This window comes from Aeromonas popoffii, assembly GCF_000820025.1.
GTDB classification, from domain to species: Bacteria; Pseudomonadota; Gammaproteobacteria; order Enterobacterales; family Aeromonadaceae; genus Aeromonas; species Aeromonas popoffii.
Window position 1 is genome coordinate 35,918 of sequence record NZ_CDBI01000044.1, and the last position, 25,577, is coordinate 61,494.

General features: G+C 60.9%; 26 protein-coding genes and 1 pseudogene. 7 read left to right on the forward strand and 20 right to left on the reverse strand.

From position 1 onward, the window contains the following. Positions 1-8: 8 nt before the first annotated feature. The 9 genes from BN1129_RS07970 to BN1129_RS08010 are packed head-to-tail and all read right to left on the reverse strand — an operon-like array spanning position 9 to position 7,585. Positions 9-1,571: an HAL/PAL/TAL family ammonia-lyase gene (locus BN1129_RS07970; protein WP_042035728.1), complete on the reverse strand. Its 1,563-nt coding sequence runs from the start codon at positions 1,569-1,571 to the stop codon at positions 9-11. Next, positions 1,558-3,261, reverse strand: a complete 1,704-nt coding sequence (locus tag BN1129_RS07975) for a glycosyltransferase family 2 protein (protein WP_042035729.1) — start codon at positions 3,259-3,261, stop codon at positions 1,558-1,560. Before BN1129_RS07975 ends, BN1129_RS07970 begins: the two co-directional genes overlap by 14 nt. Further along, complete coding sequence (locus tag BN1129_RS07980) at positions 3,258-3,629, reverse strand: ApeI family dehydratase (protein WP_042035730.1); 372 nt, start codon at positions 3,627-3,629, stop codon at positions 3,258-3,260. The genes BN1129_RS07975 and BN1129_RS07980 overlap by 4 nt, the downstream gene beginning before the upstream one ends. Next, entirely contained in the window at positions 3,613-4,983 is a 1,371-nt protein-coding gene (locus BN1129_RS07985; protein WP_042035731.1) for an AMP-binding protein, read from the reverse strand. Before BN1129_RS07985 ends, BN1129_RS07980 begins: the two co-directional genes overlap by 17 nt. Continuing rightward, a complete protein-coding gene (locus BN1129_RS07990) occupies positions 4,980-5,618 on the reverse strand; it encodes a COG4648 family protein (protein ID WP_042035733.1) in 639 nt (212 codons plus the stop codon). The genes BN1129_RS07985 and BN1129_RS07990 overlap by 4 nt, the downstream gene beginning before the upstream one ends. After that, a complete protein-coding gene (locus BN1129_RS07995) occupies positions 5,587-5,835 on the reverse strand; it encodes an acyl carrier protein (protein WP_042035735.1) in 249 nt (82 codons plus the stop codon). Before BN1129_RS07995 ends, BN1129_RS07990 begins: the two co-directional genes overlap by 32 nt. Before the next feature lie 3 nt (positions 5,836-5,838). Further along, positions 5,839-6,105 carry a phosphopantetheine-binding protein gene (locus BN1129_RS08000; RefSeq protein ID WP_042035736.1) on the reverse strand — a complete coding sequence of 89 codons (267 nt, stop codon included), beginning with the start codon at positions 6,103-6,105 and terminating at the stop codon, positions 5,839-5,841. Positions 6,106-6,122: 17 nt separating this feature from the next. Beyond that, positions 6,123-6,881 carry a lysophospholipid acyltransferase family protein gene (locus tag BN1129_RS08005; RefSeq protein ID WP_042035737.1) on the reverse strand — a complete coding sequence of 253 codons (759 nt, stop codon included), beginning with the start codon at positions 6,879-6,881 and terminating at the stop codon, positions 6,123-6,125. Further along, positions 6,866-7,585 carry a beta-ketoacyl synthase chain length factor gene (locus tag BN1129_RS08010; protein ID WP_042035738.1) on the reverse strand — a complete coding sequence of 240 codons (720 nt, stop codon included), beginning with the start codon at positions 7,583-7,585 and terminating at the stop codon, positions 6,866-6,868. The genes BN1129_RS08005 and BN1129_RS08010 overlap by 16 nt, the downstream gene beginning before the upstream one ends. 486 nt (positions 7,586-8,071) lie before the next feature. Between BN1129_RS08010 and BN1129_RS24485 the strand changes: the two are divergent. The 3 genes and pseudogenes from BN1129_RS24485 to BN1129_RS08025 form a co-directional block, all read left to right on the forward strand. Further along, positions 8,072-8,396: pseudogene (locus BN1129_RS24485) on the forward strand (hypothetical protein); the annotation flags it as partial. 18 nt (positions 8,397-8,414) lie between these two features. Then, a complete protein-coding gene (locus tag BN1129_RS08020) occupies positions 8,415-9,491 on the forward strand; it encodes a methyltransferase (RefSeq protein ID WP_042035739.1) in 1,077 nt (358 codons plus the stop codon). A 43-nt stretch (positions 9,492-9,534) separates the two neighbouring features. Next, positions 9,535-9,750 (forward strand): hypothetical protein, encoded by a 216-nt coding sequence (locus BN1129_RS08025; RefSeq protein ID WP_042035740.1) that lies wholly within the window; start codon positions 9,535-9,537, stop codon positions 9,748-9,750. A gap of 37 nt (positions 9,751-9,787) precedes the next feature. Here the strand turns inward: BN1129_RS08025 and BN1129_RS08030 are convergent, their stop codons facing one another. Next, positions 9,788-10,543 carry a DNA/RNA non-specific endonuclease gene (locus tag BN1129_RS08030; protein WP_042035741.1) on the reverse strand — a complete coding sequence of 252 codons (756 nt, stop codon included), beginning with the start codon at positions 10,541-10,543 and terminating at the stop codon, positions 9,788-9,790. Positions 10,544-10,792: 249 nt separating this feature from the next. Beyond that, entirely contained in the window at positions 10,793-11,770 is a 978-nt protein-coding gene (locus tag BN1129_RS08035) for a cytochrome-c peroxidase (RefSeq protein WP_042035743.1), read from the reverse strand. 449 nt (positions 11,771-12,219) lie between these two features. On the opposite strand from BN1129_RS08035, the gene BN1129_RS08040 reads away from it, so the two are divergent. After that, positions 12,220-12,945: a carbonic anhydrase gene (locus tag BN1129_RS08040; protein WP_042035744.1), complete on the forward strand. Its 726-nt coding sequence runs from the start codon at positions 12,220-12,222 to the stop codon at positions 12,943-12,945. A gap of 71 nt (positions 12,946-13,016) precedes the next feature. On the opposite strand, the gene BN1129_RS08045 is transcribed toward BN1129_RS08040, so the two are convergent. Continuing rightward, entirely contained in the window at positions 13,017-13,925 is a 909-nt protein-coding gene (locus tag BN1129_RS08045) for a pseudouridine-5'-phosphate glycosidase (RefSeq protein ID WP_042035745.1), read from the reverse strand. Continuing rightward, complete coding sequence (locus BN1129_RS08050) at positions 13,919-15,010, reverse strand: PfkB family carbohydrate kinase (protein ID WP_042035746.1); 1,092 nt, start codon at positions 15,008-15,010, stop codon at positions 13,919-13,921. Before BN1129_RS08050 ends, BN1129_RS08045 begins: the two co-directional genes overlap by 7 nt. A gap of 248 nt (positions 15,011-15,258) precedes the next feature. On the opposite strand from BN1129_RS08050, the gene BN1129_RS08055 reads away from it, so the two are divergent. Then, positions 15,259-15,729, forward strand: a complete 471-nt coding sequence (locus tag BN1129_RS08055; RefSeq protein WP_209418491.1) for an RNA methyltransferase — start codon at positions 15,259-15,261, stop codon at positions 15,727-15,729. 197 nt (positions 15,730-15,926) lie between these two features. Here the strand turns inward: BN1129_RS08055 and BN1129_RS08060 are convergent, their stop codons facing one another. Beyond that, the gene (locus tag BN1129_RS08060; RefSeq protein ID WP_042035748.1) at positions 15,927-16,673 is read right to left on the reverse strand and encodes a type 2 periplasmic-binding domain-containing protein; all 747 of its coding nucleotides are present in this window, start codon (positions 16,671-16,673) and stop codon (positions 15,927-15,929) included. 208 nt (positions 16,674-16,881) lie between these two features. On the opposite strand from BN1129_RS08060, the gene BN1129_RS08065 reads away from it, so the two are divergent. Next, the gene (locus tag BN1129_RS08065) at positions 16,882-17,310 is read left to right on the forward strand and encodes a universal stress protein (RefSeq protein ID WP_042035749.1); all 429 of its coding nucleotides are present in this window, start codon (positions 16,882-16,884) and stop codon (positions 17,308-17,310) included. A gap of 76 nt (positions 17,311-17,386) precedes the next feature. Here BN1129_RS08065 and BN1129_RS08070 read toward each other — a convergent pair whose 3' ends face one another. The 6 genes from BN1129_RS08070 to gpt form a co-directional block, all read right to left on the reverse strand. Beyond that, complete coding sequence (locus tag BN1129_RS08070) at positions 17,387-18,022, reverse strand: murein L,D-transpeptidase catalytic domain family protein (RefSeq protein ID WP_042035750.1); 636 nt, start codon at positions 18,020-18,022, stop codon at positions 17,387-17,389. A 156-nt stretch (positions 18,023-18,178) separates the two neighbouring features. After that, a complete protein-coding gene (locus tag BN1129_RS08075; RefSeq protein WP_042035751.1) occupies positions 18,179-19,432 on the reverse strand; it encodes a glutamate-5-semialdehyde dehydrogenase in 1,254 nt (417 codons plus the stop codon). 35 nt (positions 19,433-19,467) lie between these two features. Next, positions 19,468-20,571, reverse strand: coding sequence for a glutamate 5-kinase (gene proB, locus BN1129_RS08080; protein WP_042035752.1), 1,104 nt, complete (start codon positions 20,569-20,571; stop codon positions 19,468-19,470). A 208-nt stretch (positions 20,572-20,779) separates the two neighbouring features. Continuing rightward, on the reverse strand, positions 20,780-21,172 hold the full coding sequence (gene crl / locus BN1129_RS08085; protein ID WP_042035754.1) for a sigma factor-binding protein Crl: 393 nt from the start codon (positions 21,170-21,172) through the stop codon (positions 20,780-20,782). A gap of 59 nt (positions 21,173-21,231) precedes the next feature. Continuing rightward, a complete protein-coding gene (gene frsA / locus BN1129_RS08090) occupies positions 21,232-22,500 on the reverse strand; it encodes an esterase FrsA (RefSeq protein WP_042035755.1) in 1,269 nt (422 codons plus the stop codon). Positions 22,501-22,610: 110 nt separating this feature from the next. Next, positions 22,611-23,078 (reverse strand): xanthine phosphoribosyltransferase, encoded by a 468-nt coding sequence (gene gpt / locus BN1129_RS08095; RefSeq protein WP_042035757.1) that lies wholly within the window; start codon positions 23,076-23,078, stop codon positions 22,611-22,613. A gap of 926 nt (positions 23,079-24,004) precedes the next feature. Here gpt and BN1129_RS08100 point away from each other — a divergent pair. Then, on the forward strand, positions 24,005-25,456 hold the full coding sequence (locus BN1129_RS08100) for an aminoacyl-histidine dipeptidase (RefSeq protein WP_042035758.1): 1,452 nt from the start codon (positions 24,005-24,007) through the stop codon (positions 25,454-25,456). Positions 25,457-25,577 lie beyond the last annotated feature (121 nt).

Here is a 25,577-nt window from a genome sequence, read left to right on the forward strand (position 1 = left end):
GGTACGGCTCATAGCGAAGATTCCTGATAAAGGGGGTAGTGACGCTGACGGAGGCGGGCGATCAGCGCCCTGAGCTCCTGCTCCAGCGCCCTGTCTTCCAGCAGAGGCGCAAACTCGGCCCGCACCTGTTGCACCATATGGGCCAGGGCCGGACTGAGCGGGCGGCTGAAGGGTGTGGGCTGGGCCAGACGCAGCTCGACCCCCTGTACCGCCGCCAGCAAGCAGGCTGCCCCGACCTGCTCGGTCAGGGTCAGCACCCGCAGGGCATCGCGCGCCGCTATGGTGCCCATACTCACTTTGTCCTGGTTGTGGCACTCGGTGGAGCGGGAGAAGACGCTGGCGGGCATAGTCTGCTTGAGCGCCTCCGCAGTCCAGGCCGAGACGCCGATCTGCACCGCCTTGAAGCCGTGGTTGATCATCTGCCGCCCGGCCAGCGCTCCCGAGAGGTTGCTCGGCAGGCCGCCGTTGAACTTGGTGTCGACCAGCTGGGCCAGCTGGCGATCCAGCAGGTCCGCCAGATTGGCGATGGCCGTCTTCATGCTGTCCATCGCCATGGCGATGTGGCCGCCGTAGAAGTGGCCACCGTGCATCACATGCTCCCCATCCCCGTCGATCAGCGGGTTGTCGTTGGCGCTGTTGAGCTCGTTTTCGATGAGCTGGCGCCACCAGGGCAGGCTGTCGGCCACAACACCGATGACGTGGGGGGCGCAGCGCAATGAGTATCTGTCCTGCAGCCGGTCGCTGTGGCGCGGCAGCTCGCCGGCCACCAGATCCGATCTCAGCCAAGCCGCTATCCCCTGCATACCGGGGTGCGGCTTGGCGGCAAACAGCCGCTCGTCGAAGTGGAAGGCGTTGCCCCCCATGGCGACGCTCACCAGCGCCGTGATCCGGGTCGCCAGCCGCATCAGGTAGTCGGCGCGGGCGTAGGCGAGACAGGCCAGCGCCGTCATTACCGAGGTGCCGTTCATCAGCGCCAGGCCCTCCTTGGGTCTCAGGGTCAGGGGGGTGATCCCAAGCGCCCGATAGACCTCGGCGGCGGAACGCAGCGCGCCATCGTGATGGAGCTCGCGCTCCCCCACCAGCACGGCGGCGACGTAGGAGAGCGGCGTCAGATCGCCGCTGGCGCCGACGGAGCCCTCTTGTGGTATGCGCGGTATGAGATCCTGCTCCAGCAGCCAGCAGAGCCTCTCGAGCAAACCAGGGCTGACGCCGGAGACCCCTTGCGCCAGGGAACATAGCCGGGTCGCCAGCACGGCGCGACCGGCATCGAGGTCAAGATCCTCACCCAGCCCACAACCGTGGAAGCGGGTCAGGTGCAGCGGCAGCTCAGGCACCAGCTCGGCAGGCACGGGCCGGGTCACCGAATCCCCGTAGCCTGTGGTCACCCCATAGATGACCCCCTCCTCGGCCAGCAATCTATCGAGAAAATCGGCCCCCCGCTGGATACGCTCCATAAAGGCGGGATCCCCGTTCAATGCCGGGCGGACACGACGCTCTGCCAGCGCCACCACATCTTCGATGGTCAACGGCTCGGCGCCAAAGGTGACGCACTCCATCTCACTCTTGTTCATCGGTCAGCTGCCAGAAATCAAAGAAGTTGAACCAGTCCAGCGGGGCGCGCAGGCAGTGATGCTGCAGACGATCGGCATAGGCCTGCACCCGGGACGCAAGTATCTGCTGTCGCCCATGGCGCGGCAGACTGAGGCTGTCGGCAAAGGGCTCGAAATGCACCCGAAAGCGCCCCTGCTCCTTGAGGCCGAACATCAGGTAAACCGGGCAACCCAGCACGCTAGCCAGGGCAAAGGGACCGAGGGGAAAGGGGGCTGGCGCGCCGAGAAAGTCGGCCCAGACCACCCGCTTCTCCCGGGTCACAGAGGTGCGATCGCCGACGATCACCACCCACTCCCCCTGATCCAGCTTCTCCTTGAGCAGGATGGCGGTATCAGCTCCCATCTCCTGCACCTGGATGAGATTGAGCCACGAATCCGGGTTGATCTGCTTGAGCAGGGCGTTGAAGCGGGCCGCGTGACGGGTGAAAACCAGCGCATTGATGCGCACCTCCCCCTTGCGGCTGCCAAGGGCCCGGCACAGCTCGAGATCGCCAAGATGAGAGCCCAGCAGCAGCAAGCCCTTGCCGCTGTTGATAGCGGCCTCGTAGTGATCCTTCCCCACCAGCTCGACCTGATCCTCGGCTATGTCGCCACGCCAGCCGGCCAGCTTGTCGAGCGCCGCCTCGCCAAAGCGCAGAAAGTGACGAAAGCTCGATCTCGGCTCGGCGGGCAGTGCCACACCCTGCGCGCGAGCGAAGCTCTCGAGCCGGGCCAGATAGGCTTGGGATGCCTGACGCTGGGTGCGGCCGGTCAGCCAGAAGTAGCCGATGACGGGGTAGAGCAGCAGAGAAAAACCCCGTCGCCCCAGCAGGCGATAGCTGGCCAGCATGATCTGCATACCGAGCAGGGAGCCGCGCTCCGGCGTGCGCGACCAGTGGGTACGGCGTTCACGCCACAGCCGGGTCGCCCATGACCAGAGGCGACATGGCCCACTCGCCAGGCGCAGCAGCAGATCCCACAGCAGGCGGCACACCAGCCGGGTGTGCATCCATGAAATATCGCGGTTGTCGCGCCAGAGCTGGAAATGGGAGCTGCCATCGGCGGGATAGATGACCCGGGTCGGCACGAAACGCACCGCCACCCCGGCCCAGTGCAGGCGCACCATCACCTCGGTGTCGAAATCCATCCGCCTGCCGAGCGCCACCCGTTCGAGCAGCGCGCAGCTGGCTGCCAGCGGATAGACCCGAAAGCCACACATGCTGTCCTTGATGGCAAACGATAGCGTCTCGATCCAGACCCAGACATGGGTGATGTAGCGGCCATAGAGGCGCCCCTTGGGCACGGAATCGTCGTAGACAGGCCGCCCCGAGATAAGTGCCTCCGGGCATTTGCCCGCCTCGGCCAGCAGGGCCGGAATGTCTGCCAGATCGTGCTGGCCATCGGCATCCACCTGCAGGGCGTGGCTGAAACCGAGGCCATAGGCGTGGCGCAGCCCCGTCATCACGGCGCCGCCTTTGCCCTGGTTGTGCGAATGACGCAGCAGGGTAACCCAGGGGTGGCGTGCGGCCAGCGCATCCAGTGCGGCGGCGGCGACAGGTTCGCTGCCATCGTCGATCAGCAGGCAGGGCAGCTCATATTCGGCCAGCCGATCCAGCACGGCGGACAGGGGGCCGGCGTGGTTGTAACAGGGGATCAGGATGCAGGTCGTCATGGGATGAAGCGCACCCGTCCGCTGCTCGCCAGCTCATCCCCCAGCGCGTAGCTGAAAACGAGTTGATCCTTTTGTGGCTGCCACTGCAGGCTCAGGCTGCACTCTGCCCCCGGCCGCAGCGGACGCTGGAACTTGAGCTGATCCAACCCGTGAAACGGTAACTCCAGGTTGAGTCGGCTGGCGGCATAGTGCATGACCCAGTGGATCTGGGTAACTCCTGGCAGCAGGGGCGCGCCGGGAAAGTGGCCCGCAAACCAGGTCAGGTCCGGCTCGAGCCGCAGGAGCAGGCGCACGCCATCGGCCAGCGTCTCGCAGCCCAGCACTGTCGGCAGCGACCTCATCGGCAGAGTGTCAGCAGAGAGGCTCATCGAACAGCTCCTTGAGTTGTGGCCAGGGACGTTTGCCCTGGGCGTTGAGCGGCATCTGGTCAACCCGGCGCAGGCTGCGCGGCAGGGCGACCGGTTCGAGCCAGGGGCGCAGCTGCTGGCGCAGGGCCAGCAGGAAGCGGCCCTGATCCAGCTCGGCCCAGCGGGCGGCCCCCAATTCGCTCAGCACCAGCACGGCGCCGAGGATCTGACGCTGGCCCTGATGCAGAGGCAGCACAGCGGCCTGCTCCACCTCAGGCAGGGCTTGCAGGCGCGCCTCCACCTCGTCGAGGGAGATGCGCTTCTCCTCCAGCTTGATCACCCTGTCCTGGCGCCCCAGCAGCTCGAACCCGGCCCCCTTAAACAGGATGCGATCGGCGCAGGCCAGCCAGTCGTCCTCTGCCAGGAAGGGGGAGCGCAGCAGCAAGCACTGATCCGGGCCGACCTGCACCTCGACCCCGGGCAAGAGGGTCCAGGGGGTCTGCGCCTGATGGCGCTGGCGCCAGCCGATACCGCCAGTCTCGCTGCTGCCGAAGATCTCCACCGGCAGCTGGCCGAGCAGGGCCCGGGCCTGATGGGCATCCCCGGGTTGCAGGGGACCGCCGGAGGAAACGATAAGGCGACAGCCCGCGGCGGGGATGGCCGGATCGAGCCGGCTCAGAAAAGCGGGGGAAGCGATCAGCGCCCAGGGGGTGGTTTGCACCGCCAGCTGCTCCGGATAGTCGATGCTGCGGCGATCGAACGGACGCCCCAGGGCCAGCGGCAGCAGGATGCGAAACAGCAGGCCATAGATGTGCTGGTGACTGACGCTGGCCAGCACCCGTGTGTCGGCCAGGGCCTGGCCCCAGAGCGCCATCTGCACCCGCAGTTCGGCCTCCAGCTGCGGCCAGACCTTGGGGATCGCCTTGGGTTCGCCGGTGGAACCCGAGCTGAACAGGGTCAGATCGAGACGATCGGGAGCCCGGCTGGCGCGCTCGGCATCCAGCTCGCCATGGCAATCGGCAAGGGGCAACCGCAACTGGGGCACATCAAGCCCATCGACTGGCAGCTCGCCATCGGTGAGCAGGCCGTCAAACTGATCCCGCAGCGCCAACAGCCCGGCCACCCGTTGATGGCCCGGCAAGATCGCCTGATGACCACAGAGGGCGCAGGCGAGCAACGCTTGCGCAAACAGCAGGCTGTCATCGAAACAGAGAGCCCAGCGCGCGCGCGGCTGCCTAGGGCGAGCATGGCGGGCCATGGCCCGGGCCAGTTGCAGGCTGCCAAAGCGCAGTTCGGCCAGGGTCACCTCGCCGCCTTGACCGAACGCCACCACACTCTCACCCTCGCGGCACCAGATCGCCTGCAACAGGGTCATGGGGCCAGCCTCTTCATCAGCCGTCGGCGTACCAGATACTCCCCAGCCATCAAAGAGCCCATCAACCCATAGCTGATGAGGCCGTTGTAGAGACTCCAGAACGCCAGATCGCCGTACCAAATGGTGAAGGCCGCTAGGGCGCCGTTGATCACGAAGAAACCGCACCAGATCTGGGTCACCCGACGGGTGTAGCCGATGGCGACATCCGGCAGACGTGGATCCTGCAAGCGGGCCAGCCGCTCCACCAGACTCATGGGACGGGTCAGGCTCCAGCCAAACAGGCAGAGCAGCGCCATGCTCACCGCCAGCGGGTAGTAGAGCAGCCAGTGACGGGCGTTGAACAGGGCCGACAGCAGAGTCAGCCCCAGGCCGATGCAGGCCAGCAGGCGGCCCAGCCAGAGCAACTCAGGCAAGGGGCCAAGACGTGACCAGCCCTTGAGCAGACTCGGCAGCAGTCGCAGCGAGAAGATGACCAGCAGGCCAAGCAGCAGCGGGGTCTGGCTGGTGTGAGTCAGCCCCCAGTAGACAGCCAGCGGGTAGAGCAGCAGGGCGCCACCGGCCAGCCAGGAGAGCCAGCGCGTCATGGTCAGGGGCGTACCTGCATCAGGCGCCGGCGAGCAGACGCTCGACCGCATCCACAACGTCATTGACGCTGCGCACCGACTTGAACTCTTCCGGCTTTATCTTCTTGCCGGTCAGCTTTTGCAGGTGCACCACCAGATCGATGGCATCTATGCTGTCGAGATCGAGATCTTGATAGAGGCGAGCCTCCGGGGTAATTGCCTCTTCATCCACTTCGAACAACTCGACGAGGGCAGCCTTTATCTGGGAAAAAATGTCGTCACGGGTCATGGCTCAGGCCTCCCCTTTCGACTGAGCCTGCACCAGGGCGACCAAGGCCGCGACGGAGGCAAAGTGACGACGGGTATTTTCATCCTCGGCGGAGAGCACTATGCCGTAGCGGCCCTTGATGGCAAGGCCCAGCTCCAGCGCATCGATAGAGTCCAGTCCCAGGCCATCCCCGAACAGCGGCACCTGGCTGTCTATATCCTCAGGGGTCAGTCCCTCGAGGTTGAGACTGTCGATGATGAGTTGTTTGATCTCTAGGTGCAGGTCTTGCATAACTGTTCCATACGCTGTTATTGGGGCCCCGTTTGCAGGGCCCGTGTGAGAAAACGGGTCAACTGGCGCGCGGCCAGAGCGCTGCTCTGTCCGGTAGCGACCACCTCGTCTGGCGCCACTTGCGGCAGGAATTCGATGGTGAAAGTCGGCTTATTTTCCGGGATCTTGAACCATTTGTCCTGCTTGGTGAGAAATCGGGTGTTGCAGTGGATCCGCACCGGTTGCAGGGGCACCTGGCTGCGCACCGCCAACTGGGCGGCGCCACGCTGCAGCTTGATGGGCTTCCCCGTAGTGGTGCGGGTGCCTTCCGGGAAGATCAGCAACAGACCGCCGGCCTGGATCCGCGTCATGCACAAGGGCAAGAGGCGCTCCGCCTCTACGTTGGGAATATAATCTGCCGCCCTGACCACACCGCCCACGAAAGGGTTGCGCCAGAGGGATTGTTTGACAATACAGTCACACACAGGCATCTCGGCCGCCAGCATGACGTAATCGAGCAGGCTGGGGTGATTGGCCACTACCAGGGCGCAGCGCAAGTCGGCGGGCATGCCGCTCACCCGATAATCCAGCACGCCCCAGCCACGCAATACGCCGAGAAACAGCCGAAAGCTGTGGCGTATGGTCAGCTGGGCTAGGGTGCGCCGCCGCTCCCCCCGCAGGCAGAGCGCCAGCAGCGGAAACCAGAACAGGGTGAGCAGCAGACCGCCCACCCCGAAAAGGGTGAAGCCAAGGGCTGTGCCCAACAGACGCCAGCACAGGTTCAGCGCCGCTGCCATGTCCACTCCTGCCGGCCATTACCCAGGGTCAGTGTCGATTCATCCCGCTGCAGGGCACGCCAGAAGGCCAGCGACTGAGGCAAATTCGAAGGTGTCCCGGATCCCGGACTCACGCCACTCGCAGCTTGGCAGCACCACTGCTCACCGGCCTGCAATATCAGCCCCAGCGCATGGGCCGGCGCCTCGCCCGGCAACCAAGGGTGATGAAACTCGGGCACAGGCCCCTCGAACGCCACCAGCAGCACCCGGTTAGCACCAGCGCTCAGCGCCGCCACCGCCTCGGTGAAACCCGCCATCAGGCCGCCCTCTCCCGCCGCCAGCGAGGTCATGGGGATGGCAGCCTTGCCCTGAATGGAACTAAGGCCGGCGGCCGTGTTGTGGACTGACATGGAGAAATCGGTAGGGGACAACGCCTGGCCATTCGCCAGCGCCTGCAACAGGGTCATAGAACGGGCCAGCTCGCCGTGGCGGCTGACGAAGATGGCGTAATCGACGGGATGGCGAGCCAGCAGGCTCAGCCCCACCTGCACCGCCAGCCTAGAACCTTGGCTCAGACGGCGCGCCATCATCATGGGCAGCAAAGGGGTCGCGGGGAACGGGGGATCGGCGGGCCATTGCCCCAGCTGTGTCCACGCCTGCCAGTCGAGCGCGTCGACAAGACCCGGTGACAATGCCTGACTATCCTGCAACGAAAAAGAGAGCATATTTCAGGCAACCTGTCCTTGACCTTGGTGTGAGCGCTTGGACGATAAAAGGCACCCACCCGCTGGGCAGTGCCTGCTCCCCGGGGATTATCCGCCGGAGTCATCACATTAATACCGCGCGAATAATACCATTATTCATCAAAAATAATAGCTGGCGCGGATTATCCGTTGGCATTGTGATTGAAAATAAACGATTTGTGTTGTCTCATTGCCAAGCTCTATTTATTGAATTTCCTCGCAAGGGAATATTATGAAAGTCATTAATAAAATATCCCTGTTGCTGGCCTGTGCCCTGCTGGCAGCCTGCTCCACCAGCCAGCCCATTCGCTAGGGAGAGATAGGTTGCTCGGCCAATGCTGGACAAATTTGACATCGCATTTTCAGCATACCTCTGTACAAAATGCGTGCAGAGAATGCAATTACAACCCGGATGACAGTGGTTAATTTTTTTGGTTAAAATTTCAGTAACTCATGCTCTCGCCCTGGCCCATTCGCAATATGGCCGCTAACCCGGTTGCCTTCAATCTGACCGAAGATCAGGTGGCCAGCGCCATGAGCACTTCGGGGATAAGAAAGATCTGGGCGATGAAAAAAGAGCAGCCGGGACGTATTCATGGCCAGGTCAATGTACGCCAGCATCAGACGGTGATGCGATATTCCATATAGCAGCCACGACTATTCCATTAATTATGTGAGCAGCGTCAATCTGGATGACAAGGGCAATGGCAGCATTCATCGCAGTTATAACCGCTGGGTACTGGGCCTGAATCAGGCCATCCAGAACGAACTCGTCCGCACACAGAGCCGTTAATACGGCAGGAGCCACCCCGTGAACCATTATCAGGCAGACCCCTACAACGCGCTGGAGGCCATAGGCGCAGCCCAGAAGATCGCCTTCGGGCCCATGCTGTTCCAGGCCAGCTGGTGTCTGCGTGAAACCGGGGTGCTTGCCTTTCTCGAGACGCGTGGCCAACAGGGCGCGCCGCTGGCGGACATAGCCCAGGCGTGCGAGCTGAGTGAATATGCGGTCAGCGTGCTGCTGGACATGGGGCTCGGCGGCGGACTCTGCTACCAGGCCGATGAGCACTATGTGCTGGGCCGGGTCGGCAAGTATCTGCAACACGACGCCATGAGCCGGGTCAATCTCGACTTCACCCAGCACGTCTGCTATCAGCCCCTAGCCCATCTGCTCGAAGCCATCCGTCAGGGCTCGCCGGCCGGTCTGCAGGAGTTCGGCCCCTGGCAGACCCTCTACCCACATCTGAGCGAACTGCCTGAGCCCGCCCGCAGCAGCTGGTTTGCGTTTGATCACTTCTACTCCGACTGGGCGTTCCTGCAGGCACAGGAGAAAGTACTTGGCTATGAGCCTCGCCACCTCTACGATCTGGGCGGCAACACCGGCAAGTGGGCCATCGCCTGCGCCAAGCGGGATCTCACCCTGCGCGTCACTATTCTGGACTTGCCAGAGCAGCTGGCGCTGGCCCGTCTGAATATTGAAGAGGCGGGACTGACGGCTCGGGTGCAGGGCCATCCGGTGGATCTGCTGCAAGCGTGCACCTTGCCCGGCGCGGCCGATCTCTGGTGGATGAGCCAGTTCCTCGACTGCTTCAGTCACGAACAGATAGTCGCCATTCTGAACAGGATCCGGATGGCCATGCAACCCGATGCACGGGTTTGCATCCTAGAGCTGTTCTGGGACAGGCAGACCTTCGAGGCCGCCAGTTTCAGTCTCAACGCCACCTCCCTCTACTTCACCTGTCTGGCCAACGGTAACAGCCGCTTCTATCACTCCAAACAGATGTACCAGTGCCTGCGCGAGGCTAATTTCCACGTGGAGGAGGAGCATGAGATCCCGGGCCCGGGCCATACCCTGCTGGTTGCCCGCCCGCTGCACACGAGGCCATAATGCCGACATCGGCATTTAAATGATGAAACGAGAAGGAACACACATGACGCCTAACTATATGGCACTGCTGGCACTCGGTCTGACCCTGGGCGCAGTGACCGGCGGCTGTGCCGACATCAAGGAGGCGGGCAGAACCGTGGGGCATACTACCCGCAACGTAACCCGAGAGATTGGCCACACCACCCGGGATGTGGCTCGTGAAATCGGTCACGGTACCCGGGATACCGTCAAGAAAATCGGTGACGATCTGAACGACTGACAGCAGGGGTCCAGGCCCCTGTTGTCATAGGGGTGGATCAATTGCTCCACATGGCCATCAGCCGGGATTCCATGGCCTCTTCCTGCTCATCCGGCAGTTCGGCGAAGAAATCGAGCCCTGTCAGCTCCTCCACCGCATCCACAGTCACTATGTAATCCGCAAGCCGGCTGGCCGACACGTTCTGCTGCGGCAGGACAAAGGCGATCGCCTTCTGGTTGGCCACGTCCATCACCACCCGATAGTAGGCGTGGGGCACAGTCACACCGTTGCCGATAGCGCCATCGGAGTTGGTGAAGATGGGGCCTGTGATCACCTGAACATCCTGATAGGCAATGGCCCACTGGCGGGTCTTCTCCTCCAGAATGCGCCAGGCCCCCTGATTGAGCGCCGGCAACTGCGGAGTCATGTTGGTCAGCAGGAAGCTCTGCTTCATGGTGGTGGCGGTGGAGCGCATGTCCGCCGCGGGGGCCTGATGGCCGCGGTCATAACCCGAGCCCTTGTAGTCCGCCAGGGTGGCGCGGTACTGCACCGGCACCTCCCTGTCTTCGGCGAAGGCGTCCTTGCGCGGTACCGGCCCCTGGGCGCTGGTCGCCGTCATCCGATAGGAGACCCAGTCAGAGACCTTGGTGTCATAGTTGTAACCTGCGGCGTAACCGTCCCGACACAACAGCTGACTGGATTGGCTGGGGACCCCGAGCTTGACGTGGTCCTTGCACTGGAAGCCCGCCGCCAGGGTCGGGAAGGTGGTGAGAGTGAATCCGATAGCCAGAACTAATTTATTGATATTATTCATTATTATGCCACTCCTTGTATTAGGCGGAGTGATTTGACACCAGGTCGGATGAGTTAGGCAATCGAACAGATTATGAGCGTGTTGAAATTGTGAAGAGGGCTGCAAATCGGTGAAATCCCCGTCGCCAGCTGGGGGATTGTCATCCCCTTGTCATTATGCTGATTACCACACTTTGGCTTTGTTATCAGATAGATAGAGCCATGAAAAAGCGGGACCTCAGCCCCGCTTGAATTCAGACTCACGACCCGCTCAGCTCTTGACCTGAGGCCTGGGAGTATCAGGTTGGGAGGGCGGCAGGAGCGGCAGCACTATCTGCGGCTGCTCACCGGTCAGGCTCTTGAGGTAGGCTGTCATGTCGTCGGCCTCCTGCTCGCTCAGCGCCTGGCCCAGCTGGATATCGGCCATTATCCGCACCGCCTCCTTCAAATCCCACACAGACCCGTCGTGGAAGTAAGGGTAGGTCAGCTCTATGTTGCGCAGGGTCGGCACCTTGAACCAGCCGATGAACTGCTTCTCGCCCGTCACGCCACCGCGCCCCTGGGCCGGATTGTCGGTCTTGAACGGCTTGACCAGCCCCATCTTCTGATAGGAGTTGCCACCGATGGCCACGCCGTTGTGGCAGGCGGTACAGCCCTTCTCCTTGAACAGCTGATAGCCCTTCAACTGCTGTGCCGTCAGCGCCTTGCCGTCTCCCTTCAACCAGCGATCGAACGGCGCGTTGGGGGTAACCAGGGTCTCTTCGAAGGCGGCGATGGCGTCTGTGACCTCATCAATGCCGAAGTCCGCCTTGCCGTAAACGGCGCCGAAACGGGTGCGATATTCGGGCAGGGTGTGCAATGTCTCGACCGCCAGCTTGTGGCTGAAGGCCATCTCCAGCGGATTCTCGATGGGGCCCGCCGCCTGCGCCTGCAGATCCTTGGCGCGACCGTCCCAAAACTGCACGAAGTTGAGGCTGGCGTTGAGCACGGTGGGCGAGTTGATCGGCCCCTCCTTCCACTTGTGGCCAAGGGAGCTGACCTGGTTGTCCACCCCGCCGGTAGCCAGGTTATGGCAGGAGTTGCAGGAGATGGCATTGGATTTGGAGAGCCGCGGCTCGAAGAACAGCATCTTGCCCAGCTCGACTTTTTCCGGCGATGCCACCTTGGGTACCTCTACCGGTTGTACCGGTTCGCTCGCCCACCCCATCCCGGGCAGACCCAGCGCCAGCAGAAGACAATATTTATTCATTTTCTCTCTCCCTTGTGACTGTGCATAACTGCAGCATCAGCCTGACCGGGAAAGCCTGATTATTATTTGCTCAAGATCAAATGAGACCCAATAAAATCACATTAAAAACAATCGATTAATATATTTTAGGCGAACCAGTGGCGGGGACTTGCGAGGCAAAAAAGAGCTGATTTTTGATGAGTAAATTATGAGCTAATTCATCTACGATGACAGCCAATTAATTAGATTGCTGTTATTGAATAAAGCGATTGTTCAATATGCAGGCGTGGCTGACTGCTGAATAGATTCATATTAAATACATCATAAATATGATCAGAAATACGGCTGTTAATAACAAACAATCTGTGTCTGACACTCCGTCTCTCGCATTTCAGATAATGCCATCTGTTGTTTCTTCACTTACCAAAGAAACGGATGGCTGTGCTTTTCAAGCAAAATAAGGATGTATGATGAGAAAGTCCCTATTGGCCGGTGCCCTGTTGCTGTGTCCCACCGCCTTTGCCGCCACCGTACACTGGGAATACAGTGGCGAGGCCGGCCCGGCACAATGGGCCAAGCTGACTCCCGAATTTGGCCAGTGTGCGGGCAGCAACCAGTCGCCAATCAACCTCGATGATCTGGTAGAGGCCAAGCTGGCCCCGCTGCAGTTTCACTACCGGGCGGGCGGCCAGAGCGTCACCAACACCGGCCACACAATACAGGTCAGCTATGCCCCGGGCAGCACACTGCAGCTCGACGGCATGGCCTTCGAGCTCAAGCAGTTCCACTTCCACGCCCCCAGTGAAAACCTCATCAAAGGCAAATCCTACCCTCTGGAGGGGCACCTGGTGCACGCCAATGCCAAGGGGGAGCTGGCGGTGGTGGCCGTGATGTTCGTGCCGGGCCACGCCAACCCGGCGCTGAACCAGGCCTGGCAGCCGTTGCCGGCGAAGGCGGGCGACAGCCGATCGCTGGCAACGCCGCTATCGGCGGATCAGCTGCTGCCCACCAAGCGTGATTACTACCGCTTCAGCGGTTCGCTGACCACCCCGCCCTGCTCGGAAGGGGTGCGCTGGCTGGTGATGAAGCAACCGGTGCAGGTGAGCCAGGCCCAGATCGATGCCTTCAAGGCGGTGATGCACCACCCCAACAACAGACCCGTGCAGCCGCTGCATGGTCGGCTGGTGTTGCAGTGATCGGCGGATGCCATGGCTGAGTTGCAACGAAAAGAGGGTCGATTGACCCTCTTTTCGTTCATGGACTTTATTTACAGACTGGCGGCGATGCGCGCCCCCAGCGCGGCGTTGTTCAGCACCAGCTGGATGTTGGCTGCCAGCGAATTACCGCCGGTCAGCTCGCACACCCGGGCCAGCAGGAAGGGGGTGGACGCCTTGCCCTTGACCCCCTGCTCGTCCGCTTCGCGCAGCGCCTGTTTGATCGCGGCGTCTATGTCGGCCTTGGGCATGGCAAACTGGGTCGGGATCGGGTTGGTGACCACGGCGCCACCGGCCAGTCCCAGCTCCCACTTAAGGCGCAGCGCCTCGGCGATCGCTGCCGGACTCTCCAACCGGTAATCCACCTTGAAGCCGCTCTCGCGGGTGTAGAAGGCGGGCAGCTCATCAGTCTGATAGCCGATAACGGGCACACCCTGGGTCTCCAGATACTCCAGCGTCAGACCGATGTCGAGGATCGACTTGGCGCCGGCGCAGACTACGGCCACCGGCGTCTGGGCAAACTCCTGCAGATCAGCCGAGATGTCGAAGGTCTCCTGAGCACCGCGATGCACGCCGCCGATGCCGCCGGTGGCAAACACCCGAATGCCGGCCATGGCGGCGATGATCATGGTGGAGGCGACCGTGGTCGCGCCCAGCCCCTTGTTCGCCAGCACAAAGGGGATATCCCGTCGGCTGCACTTGGTGGCGGCATGACCGGCCCGACCCAGCGCCTCCAGCGCCCCCGCATCCAGCCCCACTTTGAGGCGGCCATCCAGGATGGCAATAGTGGCCGGCACGGCGCCGTTGTCGCGCACCACCTGCTCTACCTGGCGCGCCGTCTCCACGTTCTGGGGGTAGGGCATGCCGTGGGAGATGATGGTGGACTCCAGGGCAACGACAGGTTTGCCGGCGGCCAGGGCCGCAGCGACGTCAGGTTGGATATCGAGGTAAGCGTTCAACATGGGTACTCCTCCAGCATGCGTTCAACAGCGGCCTTGGAAAGGCCGGAAAAGACGGTATCGGAACAATTGACGGTGAGGGCGGCGCAACCGAGGGCGAAACGGGTGGTATCGGTCATGTCGCTCTCCTGTAACCAGGCATAGGCCAGCCCCGCCATAAAGGCATCGCCACCGCCGGTCACGTTGACGACCGGACTGCCGAGCACGGGCAGATGGCCCTGGCACTCCCCGTCGCTATAGAAAATCCCCTGATCGCCGAGACTCAGGAATAACCTCTGCACCCCGGCGCGGTGGAACCAGGCCGCTGCCATGGGCCAGGTATCTGGCCCGGCGATGGTGAAACCGCACAGCTGCTCGGCCTCGCTGCGGTTGGGTTTGAGGGTGTGGATCCTGTGCAGCCATGGGCGGATCTTCTCCACCTTGGCCACCGAGACGGTGTCGACGAAGATGATGTGCTCCCCCTGACGCTCGAACAGCCAATCGAGGGTATGGGTGGCGAGGTTGGTGTCGAGCACCCATAGCCGCGCCGCCCCGAGGAAACCGGTGAGCGGGGTGAGCCGGGCTGGTGTCAGTTGATCGATGATCGCCATGTCGTTGACGGCGCAGCTCATCTCGCCGCTGCCATCGTGCAGGCTGAGGTAACAGGAGGTTGCCTGCCCCTCCAGCACCAGCACCTGACGCACGTCGACGCCAGCACGCTGGCTCACTTCCAGCAGATGATGACCGTATTGATCGTTGCCCACTGCGCTCAGCAGCCGGGTGTCGGTACCAAGCCGCGCCAGGTTCTCGGCGATGTTGCGCCCCACCCCGCCGGCGGAGGTACGCACCTTGCCGGGGTTAGAGTCGCCGATACGCAAGTTGTCATGACTACAGCCGCAGATATCCATGTTGGCGCCGCCAATCACCACGGCGTAGGGGCCTTCCCGCAGCACATAGCCACGCCCCTGCACATAGCCCTGGCGCATCAGGCTGGAGATGTGACTCGCCAGCGCCGAGCGACTGATGCCGAGGCGATCCGCCAGCTCCTGCTGGGCAATCATGGGATCCTGGCGCAGCAGGGCGAGGATCTCTTGTTCACGCTCAGTCATAGACAAACATCCAATTGCAAACGTTTGTCCATTATTTATGAAAAACGTTTTCCCACCATCACCGCGTGCAAAAACTGTCGGTTTGCGCACAAAAAATCAGCAACAGGCTGCAACGGATTTCTCATATCTGCACGCCACTTTTCATGTGCGGGCGGGCGACTGCCGCTTATAATGCGGCCGCCACAGAGGAGAACAAGATGAAAGAGTCAGGTTATAGCTGCGCAGAGCAGGCCGATACACGGTCACCAATGCAGGAGGCACCGGGCTATTGTTGCATCGGACTGGTCAATCCCAAGTCACCGGAAAACGTGGGGGCTGTGATGCGCGCAGCCGGTTGCTATGGGGCTGACGAGGTCTACTACACGGGCAATCGCTTCGAGCTGGCGCGCCGTTTTGCCACGGATACCAAGCAGATGGTGGACAAGATACCCCTGCTCGGGGTCGATGATCTCATGGAGATAGTCCCGGCCGGGTGCGTCCCCGTGGTGGTGGATCTGATCGAGGGCGCCACACCGCTGCCGGATTATGTGCACCCCGAACAGGCCTTCTATATCTTCGGCCCCGAGGATGGCACCCTGGATCCTGCCCGATATGGCTCGGTGAAGGACGTGATCTATGTGCCGACGCAAGGCTGCATGAACCTGGCGGCCTCGGTCAACGTGATCCTGTATGACCGCTTGGCCAAACGCATACGGGCCGGGGCCGAGCGAGCAGAGTAAACGTGTTTATCTGTTCCCTCATTTTTGCCGATTTTGCTGTGGGGGTCACCCGATGCACCACTGCCAGTAGAAGCTATATCGCTGCGGCCGTTGGCGGCTGATGGTAGGGGCACTTGCACCTTATCTCTCTGGGTGTTCGATGGATCTATCTTTCTATCGACCAAAGAACGCGTTGCTTCTCTTCCTTCTACAGAGCATCAGTTATCGTCTGGCTCAACCCTTTGTTCCAGCTCATTGATAAAACCTCGATAGTAATCATGAAGCTGGTAACGGCGGTAGATCTCGGCCAGGGTACCATTCCTGATCAGCCGCACCATGCCATGATCCCAGACCTGTTGCAGGTGCCCCCCCCGTTCGGTATCAGCAAAGATGGGGTAGGTCGGGATCCAGCGCAGGAAGGTACGATTCATGTTGGCAGGGATGGCGTCGGCCGAGTAGAGCACACCGGCGGTCAGGTAGTAGCGGTAGCGCTCCTTGGCCAGCAGTTGCAGCGCCATGTCGTGGCTGTCGATCTCGTGCCAGCGCATGTTGACCGGGATGTACTTGTCAAAGGCCCAGCCTCGCAGCCACAGCACCCCCTCTCCTTCCAGACTGGTCTCGCCGAGCCATTGGGGCTGCCACTTCTTGAGCATCAGCACGGTCAGATCGTCGGCCGAGGCGGGATAATCCGGCTGGCGTACGCCGCTGACTTCATCCCGATAAACCCCCATCGCCATGTCTCCCCCCTTCTGCGCTACCACCGCCAGCGCCCGTTTGTAGGGCACTATGTGCGGGATCACCTCATAGCCATGGGGCTGATAGATAGCCCTGACGATATCCAGATAGACGCCCCGTCCATCCGGTAGGCAGAAACCGGGCCAGTCATCGCAATAGACATGCAGGGGATCGGCCCGACCGGGCAGGGAAAACAGAAGAAACAGCAATGCAAACAGCAGACGAACCATGTTTAACCATTTCCTCGGTGCCGATGTCTTCATCCAACGGATCAACCCGCGCGATGAATGTACCCAAGCCATACCACATCATAAGAAGATCTGGCGCTGAATCACCTCTTTTTCCCAGTTTTGAGAGCCAGTCGAGGGTTATAACCCTCTTAATGGGTATCATTGAAAATAAGATTCATTAGTAACCCAACCATAGGGGAGTCTTCATATGTCATCCATCAAAACCCTGCTCTGCCCCGTCGATTTTTCCCAGATGTCGCAGTCAGTGCTCGACTATGCGGTGTTCATGGCCCAAAGCCATCAAGCGGAACTCAAGTTGGTCCATGTGGTGGATCAACTGCATGGTTTCGACAGCTACAAGATCCTGCACATGACCGCCATCGAGATCACCCACGAGATGGAACGCCAGGCCAAGACCCAGCTGAAAGAGCTGGTCGCCAGCCTGCCCATTCCCGCCACCTTCGAGGTGCGCTTCGGCCGTGCCGCAGACGAGATCGTCATTCAGGCGAAAGAGGAAAAGGTCGATCTTGTGGTCATGGGCAGCCATGGCCGTTCCGGCCTCAGCCACCTGCTGGTGGGCAGCGTCGCCGAGTCCGTGGTGCGTCACGCCCCCTGCCCCGTGCTGGTCGTGCGTTAACGCTCGGCCCGTCACCGCGCAACAAGTAACAGTAAGGCCAGCACTCGTGCTGGCCTTACTCATGTGGGGGCGCACCTCAGCCGTGGGCATAGATGACGCTTCCCCCCTTAATGATGTCTATGATGGCCCTGGACAGCTCCTTGGGCAGCGCGGGACAACCCCAGCTGCGACCCAGCTTGTCATATTTGCGCAGATGCCGCGGACTGGCATAGTCGGCTCCGTGCACCACGATGGCACGTTTGCGGGCATTGCTGTTCTTGCCCGGGCTCAAGCCATCGAGGCGCAGCGAATAGCCATGCTTGCCCTGATAGGTCTCGGCGGTACGATAGACGCCGAGGGAACTCTGCATGGAATTGAGCTGGTTGGAAAACTGGCGGGCCGCCAGCTCGCCCGAGTTGCGACCGTGGCTGACCCAGGTGTGGTAGAGCAGTTTGTGACGCTTCAGGTCGATCACGAACAGCCGACGCTGGGTCGAGGGTTTGCTGTAGTCGATGATGGTGAGTATGGGTTTGCGCTTGTGGCGCACGCTCTGATAACTGTTGATGGCCTTGCGAAACACCTGATGGTCGAGCTTGCCTGCCAACCCCAGCTGGCGATAGAGATCCTGATCCCAGCTGGCGTGGCTGCTGGTGCTGAAACAGAGCGCCCCCAGCAGCAGCGGCAAGCTCAACCAGAGCCATCCTAGCCGCACAATCCTATCTGTTTGCTTCATCCTTGAATCTGCTCCCGTTTTTGTTGGTAGTGCAGCGTGTAACGTATCGCCACACCCTGCTGGATAGTTATATGCAAGCCTCTGATGAGTCGCAAGAAAAGAGCATAAAAATGCCGACCTGAGTCGGCATGATTCCAGCAGGTGTTGGCAACGTACTCAGGCACGGATCAGATAGTCAGCCAATCCCACCCACTTGTAGCTGGTCAGTTCGGTCAACCCCATGGGGCCACGGGCGTGCAACATCTGGGTCGAGACCGCCACCTCGGCACCCAGGCCGAACTGGCCACCATCGGTGAAGCGGGTGGAGGCATTGACGTAAACAGCGGCCGAACCGGCGCCATTGACGAACCGCTCGGCATTGCTCAGGTCGTTGGTGAGGATGGCATCCGAGTGACCGGCGTTATGCTCGCGCATGTGGGCCAGCGCCTCGTTCACGTCCGCCACCAGCCGGATCCCCAGGGTCAACCCCAGCCATTCGGTGTCAAAATCGTCCAGACCAGCCTCGCGCAGGTTGTCGGCGCCAGCCAGCAGTGCCATGGCGCTGGGGGCGGCCACCAGGGCCACCTTGCGCTCGTTCATCAGGCTGACCAGCTGCGGCAGCAAGGCTGCGGCCACGTTTTCATGTACCAACAGGGTGTCGAGCGCATTGCAGGCGGAGGGGCGCTGCACCTTGGCATTGTCGATGACCGCCAATGAGCGTACCAGATCGGCGCTCTCGTCCACGAAAACATGGCTGATGCCAAAGCCGCCGATGATGACGGGGATGGAGCTGTTCTCCTTGCACATCTTGTGCAGCCCGGCACCACCACGGGGGATGATCATGTCCACGTAGCGATCGAGACGCAGCAGCTCGCCCACCAGCGCCCGATCCGGATTGTCGATGTACTGTACCGCCTCGGCAGGCAGACCTGAGGCGGCTAGCGCACGCTGGATCACCCGCACCAGCTCCAGATTGGAGTGGAAGGTCTCGCGCCCGCCGCGCAGTATGCTGGCGTTGCCTGTCTTGAGGCAGAGGCTGGCGATGTCGATGGTGACGTTGGGGCGGGCCTCGTAGATGACGCCAATGACACCAATCGGCACCCGACGACGCGAGAGGCGCAGGCCGTTCTCCAGCACCCGGCTGTCGATTTCGGCACCGACCGGATCATCCAGGGTGATCACCTTGCGCACATCCGCCACTATCCCCGCCAGCCGGTCCGGGTTGAGCAGCAAACGATCCAGCATGGCATCCGACAATCCGGCCTCTCGGCCGGCCGCTATGTCCTTGTCGTTGGCAGCCAGGATCTGGCGGCTTCGCGCCTCCAGCTCGTCGGCAATGGCGGCCAGCGCCCGGTTTTTCTGCGCCGTGCTGATGGTCGCCAGCTGATAGGCGGCTTCGCGGGCCGCCTGCCCCATTTTCTCCAGACTCATCTCAGTTCCCTTTTATTCATGCCGATGCCGCCCAATCAGAGCAGCACCATGTCATCCCGGTGAATGGCCACGGCACCATAGCCGTAGCCCAATATCTGTTCTATCTGATCCGAGTGAACACCCCGCAGCTTCTCCAGCTCCAGATGGTCGTACCGGCAGATGCCACGGGCCAGCTCGACGCCCTTGGGATCGATAATACGCACCACGTCGCCGCGCACGAAATCTCCCTTCACTGAGACTATGCCCTTGGGCAGCAGGCTGGAGCCCTTCTCCTGCATGGCAGCCACGGCGCCCTGATCCACCCGAACCTCACCATGGGGGGGCGGGCCGGCCAAAATCCAGCTCTTGCGCCCTTCCAGCGGTGAGGCCAGCGCCGGGAACAAGGTGCCAATACGCTCACCCCTGGCGAGACGACCTATCACCTCCGGCATCTGGCCGGTGGCGATCACCACCTTGACCCCGGCCCGGCGCGCCACGTCGGCCGCCTGCAGCTTGGTCGCCATGCCACCCGTGCCAAGACCACCGACACTGCCCCCCGCCAACTTGCGCAGGGTGTCATCTATGGTCTGCACCTCCTCGATCAGCTGGGCATCCGGGTTGCTGCGCGGATCAGCGGTGAACAAGCCGGTTTGATCGGTCAGCAGGATCAAGAGATCGGCATCGGCCAGAATGGCGGCGCGGGCGGAGAGGTTGTCGTTGTCACCCACCTTGATCTCGGCAGTCGCCACGGCATCGTTCTCGTTGATGACGGGAATGATGCGGTGATCGAGCAGGGTGCGCAGGGTATCCCGGGCATTGAGGTAACGCTCGCGGTCTTCCAGATCGGCGCGGGTCAGCAACATCTGGCCAATATGCAGCCCATAGAGGTTGAACAGATCCTGCCACACCCGAATGAGCTGGGTCTGGCCAACCGCCGCCAGCATCTGCTTGTTGGGCAGGGTCGGCGCCAGCGGAGGGTGGCCCAGATGTTCACGCCCGGCGGCGATGGCACCCGAGGTGACCACCACGACTCTGTGGCCGTGACGGTGCAGGGCCGCACACTGCCTGACCAGCTCCACCATGTGGGCACGGTTAAGCTGGGAAGATCCCCCGGTGAGCACGCTGGTGCCCAGTTTGACGACTATGGTTCTGTTTTCCATGGGAGCAAGAAGGCTGAAAAGTAAGGAATCCCTTTATACCCACGGCCCTGTTGCCCTGCAAGGCAATTAAGCCCGCAAGCGCTGCGTGGACGAAGGAAGCTTGCCCTGTGGCGAGAAGCGGCAGGCTTGAAGAGATAAATGGGTAACCGCAGACGGTGGGACCAGATGGCCCTGCGAGTGAATACAACCCTCGCAGGGCATCAGCACATCAGGCGGCGGTGACAGCCAGCTCATTGGTCACCTGCTCGGCAGGGACCAGCCGACACTCCAGCAAGGTGAGCTTGTCACTGATGAGCTTGTAGAAGCGGTTGAGGGTGCGCTCGACTTCCACCTGATGCTTCTTCGGGATTGGCTTGTTGATCCAGACCCCTTCCGCATTGTAGAAACCGACCTGATAGTGATAACTGAAGCTGTGATCCTGCTGCTCCAGCACCAACCACCACCCCCAGAACTCCCGCTTGTCCGGCGCCGGTTTGGCGCTGACGCAGACGGAGAGACAGTCGAAACGGTAACGCCCCTCTTCACACAGATCTTCGCGTAAATAGGGGCCAATCGCAGCAAACTGCCTCAGCAATCGCTTGTAAGTCACTTTTTCTGACATGTTAACCTCCCTGTGAACAAGCCATATCATCCTGGGATGACGTTATTTTTAACGCTATATCATGTACATAGATATTTTTTAAGCCACTTGGCCATCTCTTTCAACGCCTCGTCATATACCTCCTGCAAAGGCTGCTTATCAAACACCACCGCCTTGCCATTGCGGCTAGCGGACGCCAATGCCCGTACATCCTGCTCGGGACAAATGAAATCTTTCTTGTGTCCGATGCTTAATATCGGCACGGAAGTGTGAGTCCCCAACAATCCTTGCGTCTTGAGGGAAAAGACCTGGCACTTGGTACGCAACGACTCCCACTGGGCCGCGTCGGCCCCAAGGCGATTCGCCAGCTCGTCGCGCATCATGCGTGGGCAGCGGGCGAACATCTCCTCATTGGTGAACACCTGATTGACACCCGCCCCTATGCAGACCACTGTCTTGAGCTTGAACGGCTCGATGAAGGCCAACCGCGCCGCCACATTGCCTGCCAGACGAAAGCCCACCATGGCGATACGCTCATGATCGACCCAGGCCACCTCTGACAAGTGATTCAATACAGCCTGATGCAGCCGACTGGTGTCTTGCACTAGCGGCCAGTGCTCGGCATAGCCAATGCCCGGCATATCCAGCGATAGCATGCCGATGCCGTTGGGCTCCAGGCATTTGAGATAGAGGTTGAGGAAATCGACCTGCAGCGAGTCGATGCCGCCGCTGACGATGACCAGGGGGACGGGTTTGTCCGTGGTCGGCAGATGAAGGTAGCCTTGAATGCTCTTGCCGCGAAATGGCACCTGTATCTCTTTGAGGGGTACCTTGAACAGGCGGCCCGCCTCGCGGTAGGCCATGTTGCCGAGCAGCTGGGCCTGATCCGCCAGCTCGTCATTCTTCAGATGGGGATAACTGGCGATGGAGTAGTAACGCACTGCCCTGAGCAGATCTTTCAGGGCGGCCGCCGAGTCACCCTGCTCCACCAGCGCACGGCCCTGTTTGAAATAACGACCGGCCAGCTGGCTCCACTCGTAGACCCAGTTACCGGACACATAACCCTTGATGGTATCCAGGTAACGTTCGTGGGTGCGTTCCCCTTTTCCCATGGCGATGCAAGCCAGCGTCTGTTCCATCTCGACCGGATCCGCCCCCTGCCAGACCCAGGTTGGCCGGCGCAGCAGACGATACCAGCGCGATGACATAGCGCCATCGATAAAGGTCTCGTCCAGATTGGCATCTTGCTCTTCCACCGGGCTGCTGTTGGAGATCTCGGAGGTCTCCAGCACCTTCTTGACCCGGGTAAAAAGCTTCTCGGTCAGGTTAAGGTCGTCGTTCAAGTCCAAGGTGATTACTCATACTGTCAGGCAATGGCTCCATCTTAACCACGTTTCCCCTCTGGCAGCCAGTTGCAGCGCAAAAAAACAGGGCTCCAAATAGGAGCCCTGTGAAGCTGTTATTCTTCGTCGCAGATCGGCTGGGCAAATTCCAGCGCCATGTCCCATGGCTGCTCAATCCAGGTATCTTGCGGAATGGCGACCTCGAAGTCATCCACCAGCGGCTCGCCCATGGGCTTGGCGAAGATGGTGATGAACTTGGCCTTTGGATAGAGTTCGCGGATCGCCTTGGCGGTGCCACCAGTGTCCACCAGATCGTCCACCACCAACCAGCCTTCACCATCACCCGCCGTGGTGGCAGCCTTGACCACCATCAGATCACGCTGGTTGTTGTGGTCGTAGCTGGAGATGCACAGGGTTTCGACATTACGGATGCCAAGTTCGCGAGCCATCAGCGCGGCCGGGACCAGACCACCACGGCTGACAGCTATGATCCCTTTCCACTGGCTGACAGGCAGTTGACGACGGGCCAGACGGCGCGCTTCACGTTGCAGGTTATCCCACGACACATAAAACTTTTTTGGCATACTATCGATCTCAACGAGTTATAAAAACAATCACTTAAGACATAAAATCCGTGCTGACACACGCGATTCGGTCAATTCTGGCGCCCCTGCTTCCCGAATTCGGCTTGCACTTTGGCTGCCTCAGGGCTGGTACCTCGGCAGCAAAAACAGATTCTATGAAAGCAGGATGGGCATAGCTGGCGGCCATGTCGTTTGGAGCAAAGACCGCAGACAGGCTGTTGGGCCGGCATGATAGCATCGTTTACAGATAAATTGACTGGCAAACGTATGCGAAATGCAGGAAAAAACGGAGCACCCCCCCTGCAATCCAGCCCGGCGCCAGGCATACGCACACCTTTCACTGCATCCGTTTTCGAAGGTTGCAGATAAAAAAATAGCAGGGGGAGGATGTCATCCTCACTCACCTGCTGCTGCATCTTGCTGCTTGTCCCCGGCGGGGCGCCCCTGGCTTAACGGTAAGCGAAGGGATTCGGGTAGCTATAACCCTGGGTGTAGAGCGATTGGGCAAACCAATAGGTTGAATTGCTGCCGGACATAGTAAAACTCCTGATTGCTTAACAAGTTACGTACCTTTATGCGGGCTCAGATCCTTGAACAGACACTCGGTTCCATGGAGGCGCACTTGCTTTGCTTCGGTTCCCTGGAGGCATACATCGTCATCCTGACGGGTGGCGAACCACGGCCACCAATTTACCAGCCGGCGCCATAAATACAATATTTTTGTGACGTGAGTCACATATTTTATTGTGTGCCGGGCTTGGTCACCTCAACCTCGGCTGTACCCTGTGAACACACCGATGACCAGCACAAGCCGCACGCAATTTGCGCAGATCGATCACATTTTTGTGTGATTGACTGTATTATCGTTATCCTCTTCCTCGGCCCTCTGGGCCCGGTCATTTTCCGTGCTGGTAAGGAGTCCCGACGTGGCACAGCTTAGTTCTCTCTCTCCCAAACTGATTTGGCATTTCTTCGAACAGATCTGCTCCATTCCCCACCCTTCCAAGCACGAAGCCCGCTTAAGCGCCTGGATAGTCGAGTGGGCCCAGGGGGAAGGCCTGGCCGTCAAGCAAGACACTGTGGGCAACATCATCATCAAGAAACCGGCCACCCCCGGGATGGAAAACCGCAAGGGTGTGGTGCTGCAGGCCCATATCGACATGGTGCCCCAGGCCAATGCCGATACTCGCCACGACTTCACCAAAGATCCTATCGATGCCTATATAGACGGTGACTGGGTGACGGCCCGCGGTACTACCCTCGGTGCCGACAACGGCATGGGCATGGCCGGTTGCCTGGCCGTGCTGGCCGACAAGAGCCTCAAGCATGGCCCGCTGGAAGTGCTGCTGACCACGGACGAAGAGACCGGTATGACGGGCGCGTTCGGGCTGGAAGCGGGCTGGCTGGAAGGCGAGATCCTGCTCAACACCGACTCGGAAGAGGATGGTGAGGTCTACATGGGTTGCGCCGGTGGCGTGGATGCCAATATTCGCTTCCCGCTGGAGCTGGTAGCCCCTACCGAAGGTGAAGGGTTTGAACTGCAGGTGAAGGGGCTGCGTGGCGGTCACTCCGGCGTCGACATCCATCGCGGTCGTGGCAATGCCAACAAGCTGCTGGTGCGTCTGCTCAAGGCGGCCGAACCGCTGGGCCTGCGTCTGGCCGAGATCCACGGTGGCACCCTGCGCAACGCCATCCCGCGCGAAGCCCGTGCCAAGCTGCTGGTGCCCGCCGCCCACGTCAATGAATTCAAGGCCCTGGTCGACCGCTATGCCGGCATCTACCAGAGCGAGCTGGCAGCCACCGAAGCCAACCTGACCGTGCTGCTCACCGCTCATGAGAAACCGACCAAGCTGATGAGCGACAACCTGCAGGCACGCCTGCTGGACGCCCTCATGGCCTGCCCGAACGGTGTCATTCGCATGAGCGATGCCATCCCGGGCGTCACCGAGACCTCCACCAACCTCGGCGTCATCAAGACGCTCGACGGCGAGGTGTATGTACAGTGCCTGATCCGCTCCCTCATCGACTCCGGTCGCGAGAGCGTCGAACAGATGACCCGCTCCCTGTTCAATCTGGCCGGTGCCAGCTGCGAATTCACCGGTGCCTATCCTGGCTGGGCGCCGGACGTGGACTCCCCGGTGATGGCATTGGTGCGCAACAGCTACCAGACCCTGTTCGGCGAGATGCCCAACGTCATGGTGATCCACGCAGGCCTCGAGTGCGGCCTGTTCAAGAGCGCCTATCCGGACTGGGACATGGTCTCCTTCGGCCCGACCATACGCGGTGCACACTCGCCGGATGAGAAGGTGCACATCCCGGCCGTCGAGCGCTTCTGGCAGTTGCTGGTCCATGTACTGGAACAGATCCCGGCCAAGTAAGCCTGCCGGCTCATCAGCGGGAGCCGACCTCTGACCTTCAGCGAAAGAGGCTGAGCCCGCTGCCGACATGATTCATACCCCGCCCGGTGCGGGGTATTTTTTTGCACACTGGTATCCGCCA